16 protein-coding genes are annotated in these 14,414 nt (G+C 67.8%); 6 read left to right on the forward strand and 10 right to left on the reverse strand.

The window, feature by feature from the left end; translation table 11 throughout:
- Window positions 1-162: 162 nt before the first annotated feature.
- The 3 genes from ACGF4F_RS31295 to ACGF4F_RS31305 form a co-directional block, all read right to left on the reverse strand.
- The gene (locus ACGF4F_RS31295) at window positions 163-1,224 is read right to left on the reverse strand and encodes a hypothetical protein (RefSeq protein ID WP_393082997.1); all 1,062 of its coding nucleotides are present in this window, start codon (window positions 1,222-1,224) and stop codon (window positions 163-165) included.
- Complete coding sequence (locus ACGF4F_RS31300; protein ID WP_393083000.1) at window positions 1,221-1,571, reverse strand: PadR family transcriptional regulator; 351 nt, start codon at window positions 1,569-1,571, stop codon at window positions 1,221-1,223. Before ACGF4F_RS31300 ends, ACGF4F_RS31295 begins: the two co-directional genes overlap by 4 nt.
- A 509-nt stretch (window positions 1,572-2,080) precedes the next feature.
- Window positions 2,081-2,809: a hypothetical protein gene (locus tag ACGF4F_RS31305; RefSeq protein WP_393083003.1), complete on the reverse strand. Its 729-nt coding sequence runs from the start codon at window positions 2,807-2,809 to the stop codon at window positions 2,081-2,083.
- Window positions 2,810-3,094: 285 nt separating this feature from the next.
- Here ACGF4F_RS31305 and ACGF4F_RS31310 point away from each other — a divergent pair, with 285 nt between their 5' ends.
- Complete coding sequence (locus ACGF4F_RS31310) at window positions 3,095-3,703, forward strand: hypothetical protein (RefSeq protein ID WP_393083006.1); 609 nt, start codon at window positions 3,095-3,097, stop codon at window positions 3,701-3,703.
- A 403-nt stretch (window positions 3,704-4,106) separates the two neighbouring features.
- Window positions 4,107-4,943: an LLM class flavin-dependent oxidoreductase gene (locus ACGF4F_RS31315; RefSeq protein ID WP_393083009.1), complete on the forward strand. Its 837-nt coding sequence runs from the start codon at window positions 4,107-4,109 to the stop codon at window positions 4,941-4,943.
- Window positions 4,944-5,249: 306 nt separating this feature from the next.
- Here the strand turns inward: ACGF4F_RS31315 and ACGF4F_RS31320 are convergent, their stop codons facing one another.
- The gene (locus ACGF4F_RS31320) at window positions 5,250-6,683 is read right to left on the reverse strand and encodes a GAF and ANTAR domain-containing protein (RefSeq protein WP_393083012.1); all 1,434 of its coding nucleotides are present in this window, start codon (window positions 6,681-6,683) and stop codon (window positions 5,250-5,252) included.
- Window positions 6,684-6,702: 19 nt separating this feature from the next.
- On the reverse strand, window positions 6,703-7,146 hold the full coding sequence (locus ACGF4F_RS31325; RefSeq protein WP_393083015.1) for an STAS domain-containing protein: 444 nt from the start codon (window positions 7,144-7,146) through the stop codon (window positions 6,703-6,705).
- Between the two features lie 441 nt (window positions 7,147-7,587).
- Here ACGF4F_RS31325 and ACGF4F_RS31330 point away from each other — a divergent pair, with 441 nt between their 5' ends.
- Window positions 7,588-7,743, forward strand: a complete 156-nt coding sequence (locus ACGF4F_RS31330) for a hypothetical protein (protein WP_393083018.1) — start codon at window positions 7,588-7,590, stop codon at window positions 7,741-7,743.
- A gap of 41 nt (window positions 7,744-7,784) precedes the next feature.
- Here the strand turns inward: ACGF4F_RS31330 and ACGF4F_RS31335 are convergent, their stop codons facing one another.
- Both ACGF4F_RS31335 and ACGF4F_RS31340 read right to left on the reverse strand, forming a co-directional pair.
- On the reverse strand, window positions 7,785-8,351 hold the full coding sequence (locus ACGF4F_RS31335; protein ID WP_393083021.1) for a hypothetical protein: 567 nt from the start codon (window positions 8,349-8,351) through the stop codon (window positions 7,785-7,787).
- A complete protein-coding gene (locus ACGF4F_RS31340; RefSeq protein ID WP_393083024.1) occupies window positions 8,348-8,998 on the reverse strand; it encodes a hypothetical protein in 651 nt (216 codons plus the stop codon). Before ACGF4F_RS31340 ends, ACGF4F_RS31335 begins: the two co-directional genes overlap by 4 nt.
- Window positions 8,999-9,344: 346 nt before the next feature.
- Between ACGF4F_RS31340 and ACGF4F_RS31345 the strand changes: the two genes are divergently transcribed.
- From ACGF4F_RS31345 to ACGF4F_RS31355, 3 genes are all read left to right on the forward strand, one after another.
- Entirely contained in the window at window positions 9,345-9,593 is a 249-nt protein-coding gene (locus tag ACGF4F_RS31345) for a VOC family protein (protein ID WP_393083027.1), read from the forward strand.
- A 189-nt stretch (window positions 9,594-9,782) separates the two neighbouring features.
- The gene (locus tag ACGF4F_RS31350; protein WP_393083030.1) at window positions 9,783-10,436 is read left to right on the forward strand and encodes an HAD family hydrolase; all 654 of its coding nucleotides are present in this window, start codon (window positions 9,783-9,785) and stop codon (window positions 10,434-10,436) included.
- 35 nt (window positions 10,437-10,471) lie between these two features.
- Window positions 10,472-10,726, forward strand: coding sequence for a VOC family protein (locus ACGF4F_RS31355; protein WP_393083032.1), 255 nt, complete (start codon window positions 10,472-10,474; stop codon window positions 10,724-10,726).
- Between the two features lie 442 nt (window positions 10,727-11,168).
- On the opposite strand, the gene ACGF4F_RS31360 is transcribed toward ACGF4F_RS31355, so the two are convergent.
- From ACGF4F_RS31360 to ACGF4F_RS31370, 3 genes are all read right to left on the reverse strand, one after another.
- Window positions 11,169-11,825: a response regulator gene (locus ACGF4F_RS31360; protein ID WP_393083035.1), complete on the reverse strand. Its 657-nt coding sequence runs from the start codon at window positions 11,823-11,825 to the stop codon at window positions 11,169-11,171.
- Window positions 11,822-12,955, reverse strand: coding sequence for a histidine kinase (locus tag ACGF4F_RS31365; RefSeq protein WP_357447539.1), 1,134 nt, complete (start codon window positions 12,953-12,955; stop codon window positions 11,822-11,824). Before ACGF4F_RS31365 ends, ACGF4F_RS31360 begins: the two co-directional genes overlap by 4 nt.
- Window positions 12,956-13,267: 312 nt before the next feature.
- A complete protein-coding gene (locus ACGF4F_RS31370) occupies window positions 13,268-14,404 on the reverse strand; it encodes an RNA-guided endonuclease InsQ/TnpB family protein (RefSeq protein WP_393083038.1) in 1,137 nt (378 codons plus the stop codon).
- Between the last annotated feature and the right edge of the window lie 10 nt (window positions 14,405-14,414).

Raw genomic sequence — 14,414 nt, forward strand, 5'->3', positions numbered from 1 at the left:
CTGCCTAGTCGCGGTAACCGCAACGACACGACCGGATCGCACGCTCATCTCGGCAAATCCGGTCGTCCGGGACGCGCTTCAGCGGCCATGACAGTGTGTTCGCTGTGGGGTCTGCGCGGCCATGCATTCTCGGGCCCCTGACGCCCGAGGTAGGGCGAGTTCCTATTCGGTCGCTGTGGTGGGTCTTGGGGCGGCGGCGGGGATTGGTGGAAGTCGGCGCAGTGCTCGGGTGGCTAGCACGGCAAGCGGTACGCCCACCGCTAGGACGGCGATGACCTGCAGGGAAGCGATCGCGGTGAGGGTTGGGCCCTGTGCCTGGTCGCTGTAGTCGAGCAGGGTTACGACTCGCAGGGCGATCGTGGTTGCGGCGAGCAGGGTGAGCGCCAGTGACCATGGCAGTGTGCGAGATGGACGACGGGATACTCGAACGGCCAGGTAGACCGCCATGGCGGCAGTGACCGTCGTGCAGTACAGCCCAGGCCAGTCCAGCAGCCTCAGTGCCGGTTCGGTCTCCTCGATGATGAACAGCGGCACGGGGACGAGGAGAATGCCGATCGGCGGCGCGAGGAGCCAGGGCCGGCGCGGCACAGGTGGAGCTCCGTGGTGAAAGGCCGCCATGGCGAGTAGCAGGAAGACATCGAAGAGCCGCATCGCCCAGGGCGACACGGACAGCGGTGCGCCGCCGGCGGCTTGTTCCACGGCGGTGGTGATGGCGGGAGGCACGATAGCGAGCAGGGCGACTGCCTGGGCCACGCGTCGGTGTCCGAGGACCAGCGCGATGTAAGCCGGTAGCCACGCGTAGCCGGCCAGGTTCCAGGCGGTATTCCAGATGCCCGACGGTGCAGTGAGTTCCCATTCGGGTGCAGGAGTCGGCAACCAGGCGATCTTCCCGGACAGCCACAGTGTGACGGCGATGCTGGCGGTGACCATGACGGCGTTGGTCAGCATCGCCATCAGGGTTGCCAGTCGCACGGCTTGCCCCCAGGCGTAAGAGCGGGGTGGTGCGTCCGCCCCGCCGAGACGCAGCCGAACGGCGAGGGACACGATGCTGGCGACCTCCGACAAGCTCGGCCGACCGTAGTCCGCGGCGTACTCGGCGGTGTCGGGATCGCCGGTGTCCATGCTGTCCAGGAAGGCAGCGACCATGTCGTCTTCCCATTCCTGCCGGTAAGAGACGGGCAGCAGTCGCAGAATGACCCGGTAGCGCTCCTCGAGCCGGCTCACGACGGCGTCGCTCCAGTGATCCGGCTCCGCTGGCCGCGCAACCGGGCCGAGGCGAGGCGCGCGTTGGCAGCCAGCCGTTGAGCCTCTGCATCCAGGGCGCCGCGGCCTTGCTCGGTCAACCGGTAGTACCGGCGCAACCGTCCCTGCCATGCCTCCTCACGGTCCAACTCGACCAGGCCATCACCGACAAGCCGGTCCAAGACCCCGTACAGGGAGCCGATCTTCAGCTGCACCCGCCCCTGCGACAGTTCTGCCACCTCCGCGACGATCCCGTAGCCATGGCGCGGAGCATCAAGCAGCGCGGTCAGGATGAAAAAGGCCGGTTCCGTCATCACCCGAGAACTCATCCACCCAATATAATGGAAGGCAAGATATGCTGCCATGCCGAGTGCTAGATCACGTCGGTGGATCCAGGGTCCCCCGGGCGCGCAGAGTCGACGACGGAGGAGTGATCATGGGCGACGGTGATGCGGCGGACGGCGAACGGGCGGGCCGGATTTCACTCCTGCGATACCTGCAGTGGAGAGCAATGTCGTCGGCGCCCCACCCACCAACCGAGCCATCGTCCTCGGTCCCGGATACAGCGGTCACGTCGTACTGACCCGGACCCACAAAAGGTTCACCCCGCTCCCCCCACTCGCAAGCAAACACCTCGGCGGCGGAGCGAGAGGACTCCCGGGCAGCGCACACCGATCATCCGTAACGGGGGCCGGAAGCCGAGCAAAACGACCGCATCTCGGCATGATCGGGTGCACTGATCTCGGCATGACCGAGCGGATCGCGGCTACCTATCGCGTGTGGTCAGCGCCCGTTGGCTGTCGGGCGCAGGCAGTCCCGTTGCGGTATGACGCCGAGTTCAGCTGTGCTGAACCCACAGGTTTTCCTCGACATATACGCCGCGGTCCCGTTCCCGATCGATCAGCACGAGGTTGAGTGCGCCGGGGACCACATACTCCCGGGTAACCGGAAACAGCATGTCCGCCCAGCTCTCCCAATCAGCGACGCTTCCTTCAATCACCATCGACCTCTGAGCTGGACAGAGCACGCGGGCTCCCATGCGTTGGTGGGTGCGGATCCACGGATCGATAGAGAGTCCGTCCGGGCGGGTCCACCCGGCGTACTCGGCCATCGACACCATCGGGTACCGGTGCTTCCACGTCGGTCGAAGCGGAGCGACCACATGCGCGAGGCCGTCGCTGTGCGCTCGTCGCGCCAACTCCTCAAGCACGACACCGGCCATGCCACGCTTGTCATGCGATGAGCCCACGGCCACCGCCATGAAGCTCAGGCTTGTGGGCTCGATTCCCGCTTCGTGGCCTTCCACCGCACGGATCAACGCGTCGTCGTAGCCGGACGGCAGGTCGTCGACGGTGCCATCCCAGGCCATCGGCACTCCCCATCCACCGGCGACGACAGAACCCTCATCGAGCACCATGACGTCATATCGCGCGAAATACTCCTTGACCCGGCCCATGTATCTCTTCGGCACGTCGTCGTGGAAAATGAACTCTGGCCAGCGTTCTCGGAACACGACGGCCGCCGCCTCGTGCAGCTCGGGCCGATCGGTGCGAGTCACGATCTCCACGCCGGCAAAATATCGGCGTCGCCAAGTGGACGCAACGCCATTGTTCGGGCGAACCCATCTACTCAACTCGGCAGATCCGTGCGCCGAGCACCGCGATCCACCCGTTACAGGGCGTGACGCGCGGTACCGCCCCGCGTCGGTGTCCGGTCGTCATCCCGGCAGAGCCCCGTTTCCCGTACACCGGGGAGCGATTCCCCCCTTGAGAGGGATCGATTCTGTTCCCGGATCGCCGAGCGTAAAGGTCACGCAGGGCCGCGGCACCGCGGCCGGATCGGGAGGACGACCATGCGCAGAACATTCGGATGGGGCATCGCCGCGGCGGCCATTCTAGTTGCGGCGGCGGCGGCGGCGGCGGCGGCGCCGGCCGGGGCCGCGGACCGCAGACCGGCGCGGGTGACCGGATCGGCGGAGTTCGCCTTGCCGTACGGGCAGGACGGCGACGTGCGCTCGTTCGCCTTCGACGCCCGGTCGGCGCCGTATAGCCGCCCGATCCCGCTTCCGGGCGGGGAGATGGGCTCGCCGGCGGACGCGACAGGCACGGTGCGGGTCGCGCACTGGGTGGCCGCAGACAACATCACCGTGCGGTTCGAGGCGGCTGTCGACTGCATGATCACAAGCCCCGGTCATGCGACCCTGACCGGCATCGTCACTCGCGCCGACGAGTACGCCAGCGACTTCCTCGGCAAGCGGGTCGGTTTCAGCGTGCAGGACGGCGGCCGCGGCCGCGACCGGGTCGGCTTCACATGGTCAGCTAGCGCCGACCAGAACGAGGCAGGCCAATGGGGTCCGGCCCGAATCGGTACCTGCCTCGCGCCCGCCGCGTTCGCCACGGTGACTCGCGGGGACTACACGGTGCGGCACGCCGAACTGACAGCACCGCCTGCCGGCAACTGACCTTGACCACGCCGTAACAGCGCCACGGCGGGGCGAGATGACCGCCCCCGCCGTGGCGCGTCTCAGATGCGACTCGCCGCATCCGCTCTTCGGCTACCGGGCGCTGCCTTGATCTGTTGTGGTGACACTGCGTGGTGCGCGGATCGCGGCTCAGATCAGTGCACGCCGAACTCATGGGGCGAGGGCCCTGGTCGGTCGTCGAGCTCGCGGTACCAGATCCGTTGCCAGCGGTCCTCCGCCGGGGAGGCACGCCAGCGTGCGGCGGGGCCGTCCGGGTGGACGCCACAGGTCGGGCATGCGCGGCCCTGGTCAGCGAGATCGGCTACTCGGTCGCCCCTGGGCTCGCGGCCGAAGCCACGCGGACCATCGGTCGCGGCTCCGGCCTGGTCTAGGCTCGGCTGGCATGACGACTCTCGGTGTGGTCTTCCGCCCGCAGAACCCGCCCGAACGCCTCCGGTCCGTCGCGCGCGCCGCAGACGAGGCAGGCATTGAGGAGCTGTGGCTCTGGGAGGACTGCTTCCTCGAGAGCGGCATCGCCACCGCGGCCGCCGCTCTCGCCTGGACCGACCGCCTGGCGGTGGGTATCGGCCTGCTTCCGGTGCCGTTCCGCAACGTCGCGGTGCTGGGCATGGAGGCCGCTACGCTGCACCGGCTCTTTCCCGATCGGGTGCGCCTCACCCTCGGCCACGGCGTGCAGGACTGGATGGGTCAGGTCGGCGCGCGGGTGGGCTCGCCGCTGACCCTGCTGCGCGAGCATATTGAGGCGTTGAAGGCGCTGCTGGCCGGCGAGACGGTCACGGTCTCGGGCCGTTACGTGCGGCTCGACAAGGTCAAGCTCGACTACCCGCCGACGGGTGCGACCCGAATCTACGCCGGCGCGACCGGGCCCAAGACGCGGGCGCTCGCCTGCGAGGTCGCCGACGGGATCCTGCTGACGGCTGGCACGCCACCGGAGGAGGTGGCCGCCGTCAGGCACACGGCCAAGGCCATCACGGTGTATGTGCACGCGGCGACCGGCCCCGACGCCGCGGCACGCATGGCCCGTGAACTGGAGTTCTGGGGCGAGTCAGACAAGTCCGATACAGCCGCGCTCGGTGGCGCCGCCGACATAGCTGCCGTCGTGAACCGTTACAAAGACGCCGGAGCCGATGCCGTGATCCTCCAACCCACCGCTGACGAACCCGATCTTGAAGGCTTCGCGCGGTTTACCGCACAAGAGGTCCGCGCTCTGGTGCAGTGACGTTGTCAATACCTTCTGTGGAATCTGCGGTGGCTGCTGGTCGTCGACCACCTGCCGACGCTTGACGGCACGGGAAAGCGGACGCACTGAATTCGGCATGTCAGTCTGGCCAAGCCGGCCGCTGGGCCTTCACGGTATGTAGCGCCCGGATCGCGCACGGTCGGCATGAGTGAGCGGATATCACCGGCGCCCGTGACGAAACGACGGGCGGTGCCACGTCGCGATGGTCGTTGGCGGGTGAGGTCGCACAGGGCCTAACGGACTGGTCGAGCCACTATCTCGGATGGGCGATGCTACGGTGCGCGCCTATGCCGGTATCTCTCCAGTTTCTGCGAGTTGCTGGGCGACATCGGCGAGTTTGCGGTTTAGCCGCTGGGATGTGCGACGCAGCAGATCGAAGGCGTCACCGGCGGACAGGCGTTGGCGTTCCATCAAGATACCCTTGGCCTGCCCGATGACGTCACGGGTGCTCAGTCCTCGATGCAGGGCGGCTTCGCGACGGCCGACTTCGTCGCGGCGCTGTGCCATGGCCACGGCCACGGCCACGTATGCGGCCAGGATCGAGCCGAACTCCTGGTCTTCCTCACTGAATGCGCCAGGTGTCGCGCTGTAGAGGTTGAACGCACCGAGCACCGACCATTGGGCCGGCCGATGGACAAACAGACCATGGCACAGGGCACTGGCCATTTCGAACTCGACGGCGGTAGCGGCCAGGACCGGCCAGCGCGGCGAATCGGCCAGGTCGGCGACGTAGACGGGAGTTTCATTTTGCATCGCTTCGGGGGCAGGGCCGATTCCGGTCGCGAACTGGATGTCGTCGAGTTCGGCGGCGACCGCGTCGCTGGTCACGGTATCGACGACGCGTCCGTGGCGGTACAGCGTGACGCTGGCGCAGTCGCATCCGGCCACGGCGCTGACGGTGAACTTCAGCACCTGCGCGAGCGTGTCGCGCAGGTCGTCGTTGCCGAACAACTGCTGGGCGAGCGGGGCGAAGCTGGCCAGCAACGTCGGCCCGTACGCCTGTGGACCCCATTTCGCGGCAGCGCGGGCTCGATCATGCGCCGCGGCACGCCGGTCGGCTGCGGCGCGCTCGCGCTGGCGCTCACCGTCGGCGCGTAGGTCCCTGTCCACCACGGGTTCCCGGTCGGCCCGAGGCCGCGCCGCCCTGGGCCGGCGGCCGGTTGGTCGCAGCTGGTCGACCCGCCGCTCCCGCTGCAGCAACTCGCGCTCACGCTCGTCGGCCAGGCGCTCGCGCAGCCCTGCGATTTCCTCGCGCTGGTCAGCGATCTGGTCTCGTTCGTCTGCTTGATCGTCGCGTTCGGCGGCAACAAAGTCTCGCCGATCGGCCAGCCACGCGCATTCCTCGACGTCAACGGTCTCGTCGGCGTGCCGAGCTGTCGCGACCCGCTCGCTGGCGGCGCGGCGGCGAGCAGCGCGTGCCCGAACACGGGCGGCGGCCTGCCGCGTCCGGTCCAACTCCGCCTCGGCCCGCCGCACGGCGGCCTCCGCGCGGCGCAGCGCCTCTGTCTCGGCCGCCTCCGCCGCATCGTCGGCCTCGCCGGTCGGTGAGGCGCGCGGCGGCCGGTCGGCCTGCTGCCGGTCCTGCCCGTATTCCTGGCGATTGGCCAGCCGTTCCCGCTCGTCGGCCAGCGCTTCCCGTTCGTCAGCCAGCCGTTCCCGCTCGTCGGCCAGCCGTTCCCGCTCGTCGGCGCCAGCTTCCCACAGGTCAGCCTGCACCATGCGCTCCTCCAACGGCCTGTCACCGTGCGGCAACTCCGCCTGCCCCTTCGCTTGGGCCACCCGCAACCCCTCCGGCCTTGTCGTCCCACATCCGGCGCGCTGCTAACGGCGTAAACCCCAGCAGGCCGAACACCCGTGCCGGTATTCCCTGCAGCCCATTAACCTGAAACTGTCGTCCACGACACGTCGCGGCCGCCCACGCGGTCACGATCAAGCCGGTGCTGTGGGCATCGATGAAGGCCACGTGCGACATGTCCAAAACAACGGTCGCGGCCGCGCTCGATTCGACGACGCTCATCAGCCGCCGATGCAACTCCGCGGCCGTCGACAGGTCCAGTTCGCCCGCCAAATGGATCACGACGGCACCGTCGACACGTCGTTGCGACCAACCAAGACGGCCCGGCCCCCACTGCGGGGCACGGGTCTTACTACCAGATATCCGGGACACCAGCCATCTCCTCATGGAGCATCGGCTGGGTCATCAACCTGGCGTCATTCTCACCCCAACCAGGCCGCCTGGCAACCGATGATCGTGGCCAGGCGATGGATCATGAGGCCCTCGGGCGGCCTTTCAGCCCGGCCGCGCGCCGAGAGCGGAGGCGGCTAATCGCCCGCAGCGTCCGGTCACGGCGTCGGGATCGCCGTCGTCGCCAGCCCGCGACAGCATCGCGCTCAATTCGGCACGAATGAGAGCCGGCTCGATCAGGTTGTGGTGACAGTGTGTAGCGCGCGGTCAGCGGCATGAGGACGTCCCGCACGTATGCCATAACACCGCCGAGCATTCGCTGGCGGATCTCTGGCGCGTGGACACGCTCGAAGCCGCAGCCGTCGTCACCTCCCACCACCTGTACGGCCAGCCGCAAGGGCCGGTCGAAGACCGGCCCTTGCCGGCCCAGGCCACCACGTGTCGGCGTACGAGTTGCAGTGCAGGGCCGCGTACGCCACCGAGGACGCAGCGGCCATCGACATCCGCAAGCTCAGCGGCGAGCTGATGGTCGAGCCGCCGCCCGCGCACAGAAATCATCGACTACACACAGTGATGTTCGCCGAGCCCCGGTAGTGTCCGGATCTGCCGAGAAGAGGGTGTTGCCCAAGCCGGCGTCAACGCTCGGGCGTTTCCGCCAACGCGTGGTCGGCGGCGTCAATCCACACCTGTGCGGATTCGATCCGCCGGCCGGCCTCGAGGTGAAGGTCGTTGCGGTCCGGTTCCAGCGCACCGGTAATCGCGCGGATCCTTGTCCTCAGCTCAGCGATGGTGTGTTGGACGTCCTCGGGCTCGTTGACGGCTGCGGCGAGCCTCCGCGCGTCGCGCCGTTCCCAGATCGCGACAACCACATCCCGTGCCACCTTTGACAGCACTCCGGTGCCGGCGAGAGTGATCGCGAGTACGAGCGGCTGAGCCGGGTTCGGCACAGTCAGCAAAAGGGCCGCGCAAGAGATCACCCAAACAGAACTCATCAACGCCGAATCGGTCATTGCTCTGCGGGATGCCACGGGCGGAGGAGCAAGGGGCTTCGCGGCATAGCGAAGCGTATCCGCGGCCAGCTCCAGGCCACCGATGATCGCCGGGGCGCAGCGCGGCCCATCCAACTCGGCATGCTGCCTTTTCACCGCAGCTCGCTCGGCCAAGTCGGCGCAATCCCGCAGCTGCGCTGCGATGTCGTTCACCGGTGGCGCTCGCGGGCTTCGAGCCAGATTTCGATTGAGTCGATGGCTTGACAGACACATCTGTCTGCGACGCTGACCCCGAACAGGTGCCGATCGTGTCGGCGCAACCAGTCGAAGCCGGAGGCGCTGTGCGCCACGTAGGCAAATCGATGCGCGCCAGACCAACGTTTCATCACGACGGCCAACCCGTCCCGCACCCCCCACAGCATCATGATGATCTCGGCGGCCGGATCGAGGTCGACCGGCGCCACCATCTCCAACGGCGATGCCGGCCGCTTCGTCCGCCGGCGGTTGACCCTGTCCGCCAACGCATCGTTCAACATGTTCACCGGCCACACCAGCGCCAACACCACCGCCACCGTGGCCGTAATCGTCCATCCCGCCGAGAGGCCGATGAGCTGTCTAGCGAAAGCGGCCACCGCCCAGGCGGCCACCCCGACCGCCACCATGCCGAGGCAGGTACGCGTCCACGCGGAGATACCGCCGGCCGCGCCGGTGAGGGCTGCGCCAGACGCACTGAGACTGTCGCGGGCCGTGTCGATTCGAGGATGCTTTAGGCCATCAGTCAGCGAGGCGAATCGCGCCACGGCGACCTCCAGCAGGTGCTTGTTCAGCGCAAGATGCTCGTACAACTCACCGCGGTTCACGCGGTCGAGAGTCGCACGGACGGACAACCTCCGCAGCCATCAATGAACCAAGTCTGGTCGCCCTCAGCGGGCTCAAGATCAGCGAGCCCATGTGCTTGCAAGGCGGGGCTGGCAACATCCTGCCGGGTGGCGAGTACGAAGATCCGCAGGCAGTTCGATCACACCGTCGATCCCCCCATCGGCGGCAGCGAATGAATTGAGCCGGCATCCGGATCTGCCGCAGAGCATGTGCGCCGACCGCCGAATCGTCGTCACCGTCGGTATACATCATCCTTGTTGCCGGCCACGGTCTCGAGTACACGCTCTTGCCGATGACAGCTGGTCGCAGCCCCCGTACGTTGGCGTCATGGCGACTTTTTGGACCTTGGGATGCGATGCCGACCATCCGCAGCGGATCGCCGCTTTCTGGGCGCTGGCCCTCGGCTATGTCAAGGAATCTGGCTTCGACGAGCCCGATAACGCGTCGATCGTCGACCCGGATGGCCGGGGCCCCGCCATTAGTTTCCTGAAGGTGCCCGAGGGGAAAGCCGCTGAACCAAGAACCGGTCGCCGAATGCATATCGATGTCATGCCGACCGACGGGACAACGCGATGAGGAGGTCGTGCGGCTGAAGGGGCTCGGGCGCGACCCGAGTACGAGGATCATCGCAAGCCCCAACGGCCCCGGTTGGGTGACCAGGGCCGACCCGGAGGGCAACCTGTTCTGCGTCGAGCGCAGTCAGGAGCATCATGGCCCATGTCAATCGTCCCGCTGATCTAGGGTGACCTGGTGCCTTCGAAACCCGTGACAACCGTCCTGTTCGATTTCGCTTGGACCCTGTTCGCCAGGGACCCCAACCGCTGGGTCGGCAGCGCGGCGGCCTTGATCGGCCGGGAGGTGGCCGCCGGTGAGGCGGGGCGCATCGCCTCGGATTTCGCTGAGTTGCTGCGGACGACGGCTACGGACCCTGCTCACATCGCCCGGGACTTGGACCCACAGGTGTGGGACCGGGCGATTCTGGCTGTCCTGCAGCAAATCCGTGGGGTGGACTTGCCGTTTGCGCGAGCCCTGCACGAAACGCGCGCCGAAGCGCTGGCGCCGTACGCGGACACGGCGTCCACTCTCGCCGCGCTGAGTGCCCGCGGTATTCGCCTTGGCGTGGTCAGCAACGTGGGCTGGGACATTCGCATCTGCTTTGCGAGGCACGGCCTTGACCGCTACATCGATGCATTTGTTCTTTCCTACGAGGTCGGCTTCGTCAAACCCGATGTACGGATCTGGCGCACCGCAGTCGAAGCCCTGGCGGCACAGCCAGATCGAACGTTGATGGTTGGCGACCATCCCGGATGCGACGGCGGTTCCGTGGCCGTCGGCATACCGGCCCTGGTGCTGCCGATGGTGAGTTCGCCAGCCCAGCTTCGCGGGTTCGATCAGGTGCTGGCGTTGGCCGGAATCTGAAGCCGGTTCGGTTCCTGGTTTGTCGAGGTTGCCCAATGCGCTTCGGGAAAGATCTCCGATTCTTCCAGCATGAAGTCGAGGGCAAGTCCAGCAAGAACCGAGTGCATATCGATGTCCGGGTGGCCGGTCCAGGCCCCTGGAACATGGTCGAGCGCGCCCGACTGATCCGGCAGAAAGTCCCCGAGTTGGTCGCCGCTGGCGCGACGGTGATCCGCGAGGAGTGGTACGGCGACGTGCTCGGCCACGTCGTCATGCAGGACCCCGAGGGCAACGAGTTCTGCGTCGCTTGATGCCACGGCCACTGCCCGCGATTCGGTATCCGGATCTGCCGCGATCCGAGCGCTACTCACTGTCACGGTGATCGGGTCAGCGGTCGCTCTCTCATAGCCGAGAAGCGGACGTCACGCTCGATGCCGTCGGCTCGCCGGGCCCGCGTGCCCTGCCGTCGTCGTGCACGACGACGATCGGTACGACTAGCGCGCCTGCGGGATGTCGGAGCCCCAACGGGTCGGCCGCCGCCGACACGGCGGTCGATCCTTCGGGGCACCGAGCACCGTGACACACGACCGGGACACCGCAGGGCGCAACCTGTGTAGGAAGGGACAGCCGCCGGACGTCCGACGGTGCGCCCGAAGCCAGCGGCATGCCCACTCAACCCGCCCGAGGTGAGTTCCTCGCCTTATCCGGCCCCCCGGCGCTCCTGCTTCCGCGATTCGAGTATGCGGGCGCCGATCAGGTGCCGACGCGGCGTGTCTCGTAGGCCCACATGACGATCTCGACGCGGTTGCGGGCGTTGAGCTTGCGCATCAGGGCGGCGATGTGGGTCTTGACGGTGCTGAGGCTGATGGACAGCTCATCGCCGATCTCGCTGTTGGTCCGGCCGCGAGCGGCAGCCAGCAGGACCTGTTCCTCGCGAGCGGTCAGCGGCTCGACAGGCTCAGCTGGCACCGAGCGCGAGCGGCTGTTCGCGAAGGAGGACAGGAGCTTCGCGGTGATGTTCGGTGCGATCAGGGCGTCGCCGCGGGCGGCGGCATGGATGGCCTGGGTGAGCATCTCGGCGCCGGCGTCCTTGAGGAGGAAGCCTCGGGCGCCTGCCTTCAGCGCGCCGTAGACGTACTCGTCGAGGTCGAAAGTGGTGATGACGACGACGGCCAGAGGATCGGCCACGTCGGCCCCGGCGAGCTGGCGGGTGGCTTCGATCCCGTCGACCTCGGGCATGCGGATGTCCAGCAGGCACACATCGGGACGCAGCGAACGGGCCATGGCGATCGCCCGGCGGCCGTCGGCGGCCTCGCCGACGACGGCGATGCCCGGTTGGGCGTCCAAGATCATGCAGAGCCCTGCCCTGACGATGTCCTGGTCGTCAGCGACCAGCACGCGGATGGTCATGACGCGCGCGCTGTCCGAGGCAGCGAGGCGTCGACGCTCCAGCCGCCGTCCGGGCCAGGTCCCGCCCGGAGGGTGCCGCCGAGCAGGCTCGCCCGCTCGGCCATGCCGCGCAGCCCGTAGCCGGCGTGCGGGGAGCTGGTCGTACTCGCCTCGCCGTCATCGCGCACTCGCAGGTGCACCTGGCTGCGGGATGCGGTGACGTCGACGGTGACGTGGGTGGCGCCGGAGGCGTGGCGGGTCGCGTTGGTGACCGCCTCGGCGGCGATCAGGTAGAGGGCGGTGCTGACTGCTGGCTCAACGGCCTCGACGTCACCGGAGACCTGCACGCGGACGCCCAGCACCTCGCCGCCGGGACGAGCGAGTCGTTCGACGTCCACCACCCCTCGCCGGGGGGCGAGATCGGCGTCCGTACCGTCGCGCAGCACGCCTACGAGGGCTCGCATCTCCTTGAGCGTCCGGGACGCCTCTTCCTCAATGGTGACCAGGGTAGCCAGCGCGCGCTTCGGATCTGCGGCGGACAGCGCGCGACCTGCCTGTGCCTGGACGGCGATGGCCAAGACGCGGTGGCCGACCGTGTCGTGCAGCTCGCGGGCGAGTTCGTTGCGCTGGTGAAGCCGCACCTGCTCGATGTCGCGGTCGTGGCTTCTGGTGCGGTAGCGCACTGCCGCGCCGAGCGCGGCCGAGAACAGGAAGAAGCCGTAACCGGCGACCTTCTCCGCGGGTGAGGTCGGGTCCGCGATGAGGGTGACGGGTAGCCAGATGAGGATGATGCCGAGTCCGAGGGCAGCCTCGCGAGCTGCTCCCCAGCGCAGCAGGGCGTAGGGCAACACAAGCAGCCCTGCGATGCCCAGCAGACCGGTGGCATCAATGACCGCGATCCTCGCGATGTCGAACGCGAGAACGGCTCCGAAGGCAACGGTGACTGCGGCCAGCGGCCGCGTGCGTCGCCACAGCAGGCACGCCGCGACCACGACGCTGACACCGACCAGCAGCGGCGCCCACGCCCTGTCGTCGCGCAGCAGTACCTCGACGAGCGAGATCGCGACAAGAGCCGAGGACAGCGCCCAGTCCCGCCAGACCCGCACCGGCGGGCGTGCGGGGCGAGGCTCAGCCAAGATGCCAGCACGCATGCTTCCCCCTCCCGGACAACGTAAGGGGGCCGCCACTCGGGCGGATCAGCCGAAAGTACTGCGGATGTCCCGCGCCTGCGGCCAGGACCGCTCGAGCCCGCAAGCGGATGTGGCGCCCGTCAACGCTGGTCATGGTTAAGACATCGAGTGAGCCCACCCGGCTGACGCCAGCACACAGGAGACGTGTTGACATCCTCCCGGCCCTGAAGGGGCCGGGATTCCCACGGTCGCCTGTGAGGTTTCCTGTTTCATCGCCGACTGCCTTGCCGGGAGGACTTTCCCTTGAGGTCTTACATCAGCTCCGCAGGCGTTTTACCTCTCCGCCAGCCCGGCGGCGAGGATGTTCTTAGCAGCGTTGATGTCCCGGTCGTGCTCGGCCTTGCAGCCCGGGCACGTCCAGGAGCGGTCGTTGAGGGCGAGGGTGGTGTTGATCCGCCCGCACACGGAGCAGGTTTTGGACGTGGGCAGCCACCGGTTGATGGGGATCACCTGGCGCCCGTACCACTGGGCTTTGTACTCCAGCATGCTGCGGAACTGACCCCAGGCCGCGTCGGAGATGACACGGGCCAGGCGGCGATTGCGGAGCATGTTACGCACGCTGAGGTCTTCGATCGCGACCGTTTGAGTCTCACGGACGAGTCGAGTGGTCAGCTTGTGCAGGTGGTCCCGACGCCGGTCGGCGATACGGGCATGGATCCGGGCCACTCTGAGCCGGGCCTTGGCCCGGTTCGCGGAGCCCTTCTGTTTGCGGGCCAGGTTCCGCTGCGCCTTGGCCAGCTTGCGCCGGTCGGCCTGCCCGTACCGCGGGTTGGCCACCTTGCCTTCCTCGTCGCTGATTCCGGGGATCGGGTGAGACAGGGTGAGCAGACTGGTGATGCCCGCGTCCACACCGACCACGCCCGCGACCGGCGGCAGCGTCTTCACCGTCGGGTCCTCGACCAGGATGGAGACGAACCAGCGCCCGGCAGCGTCCCGGGACACCGTGACCGTCGAGGGTTCCGCCCCTTCGGGCAGGGGCCGCGACCACACGATGTCCAGCGGGGTGTTCATCTTGGCCAGCGTGAGCTGACCCTCCCGCCAACGAAACGCGGAACGGGTGAACTCCGCCGACGCCCGCGACTTGCGCTTGGACTTGAACCTCGGATACCGGGCCCGCTTGTCCCAGAACGCCACAAACCCCGCCTGCAGATGCCGCAGCGTCTGCTGCAACGGCACCGACGACACCTCGTTCAGGAACGCCAACTCCTGCGTGCGCTTCCACTCGGTCAGCCACCCCGACGACTGCGCGTACGTGGTGCGCCGGCGGTCCACCGCCCACGCCCGAGTGCGTGCTTCCAGCGCCCGGTTGTACACCAGACGCACGCACCCGAAGGTCCGGCCCAGCTGTTCGGCCTGTTCAGGGGACGGATAGAAGCGGTACTTGTACGCCCGCTTCACCACCTCACCCACGCCTCACACC

This window comes from Micromonospora sp. NPDC047740, from assembly GCF_043204735.1.
Classification (GTDB): domain Bacteria; phylum Actinomycetota; class Actinomycetes; order Mycobacteriales; family Micromonosporaceae; genus Micromonospora.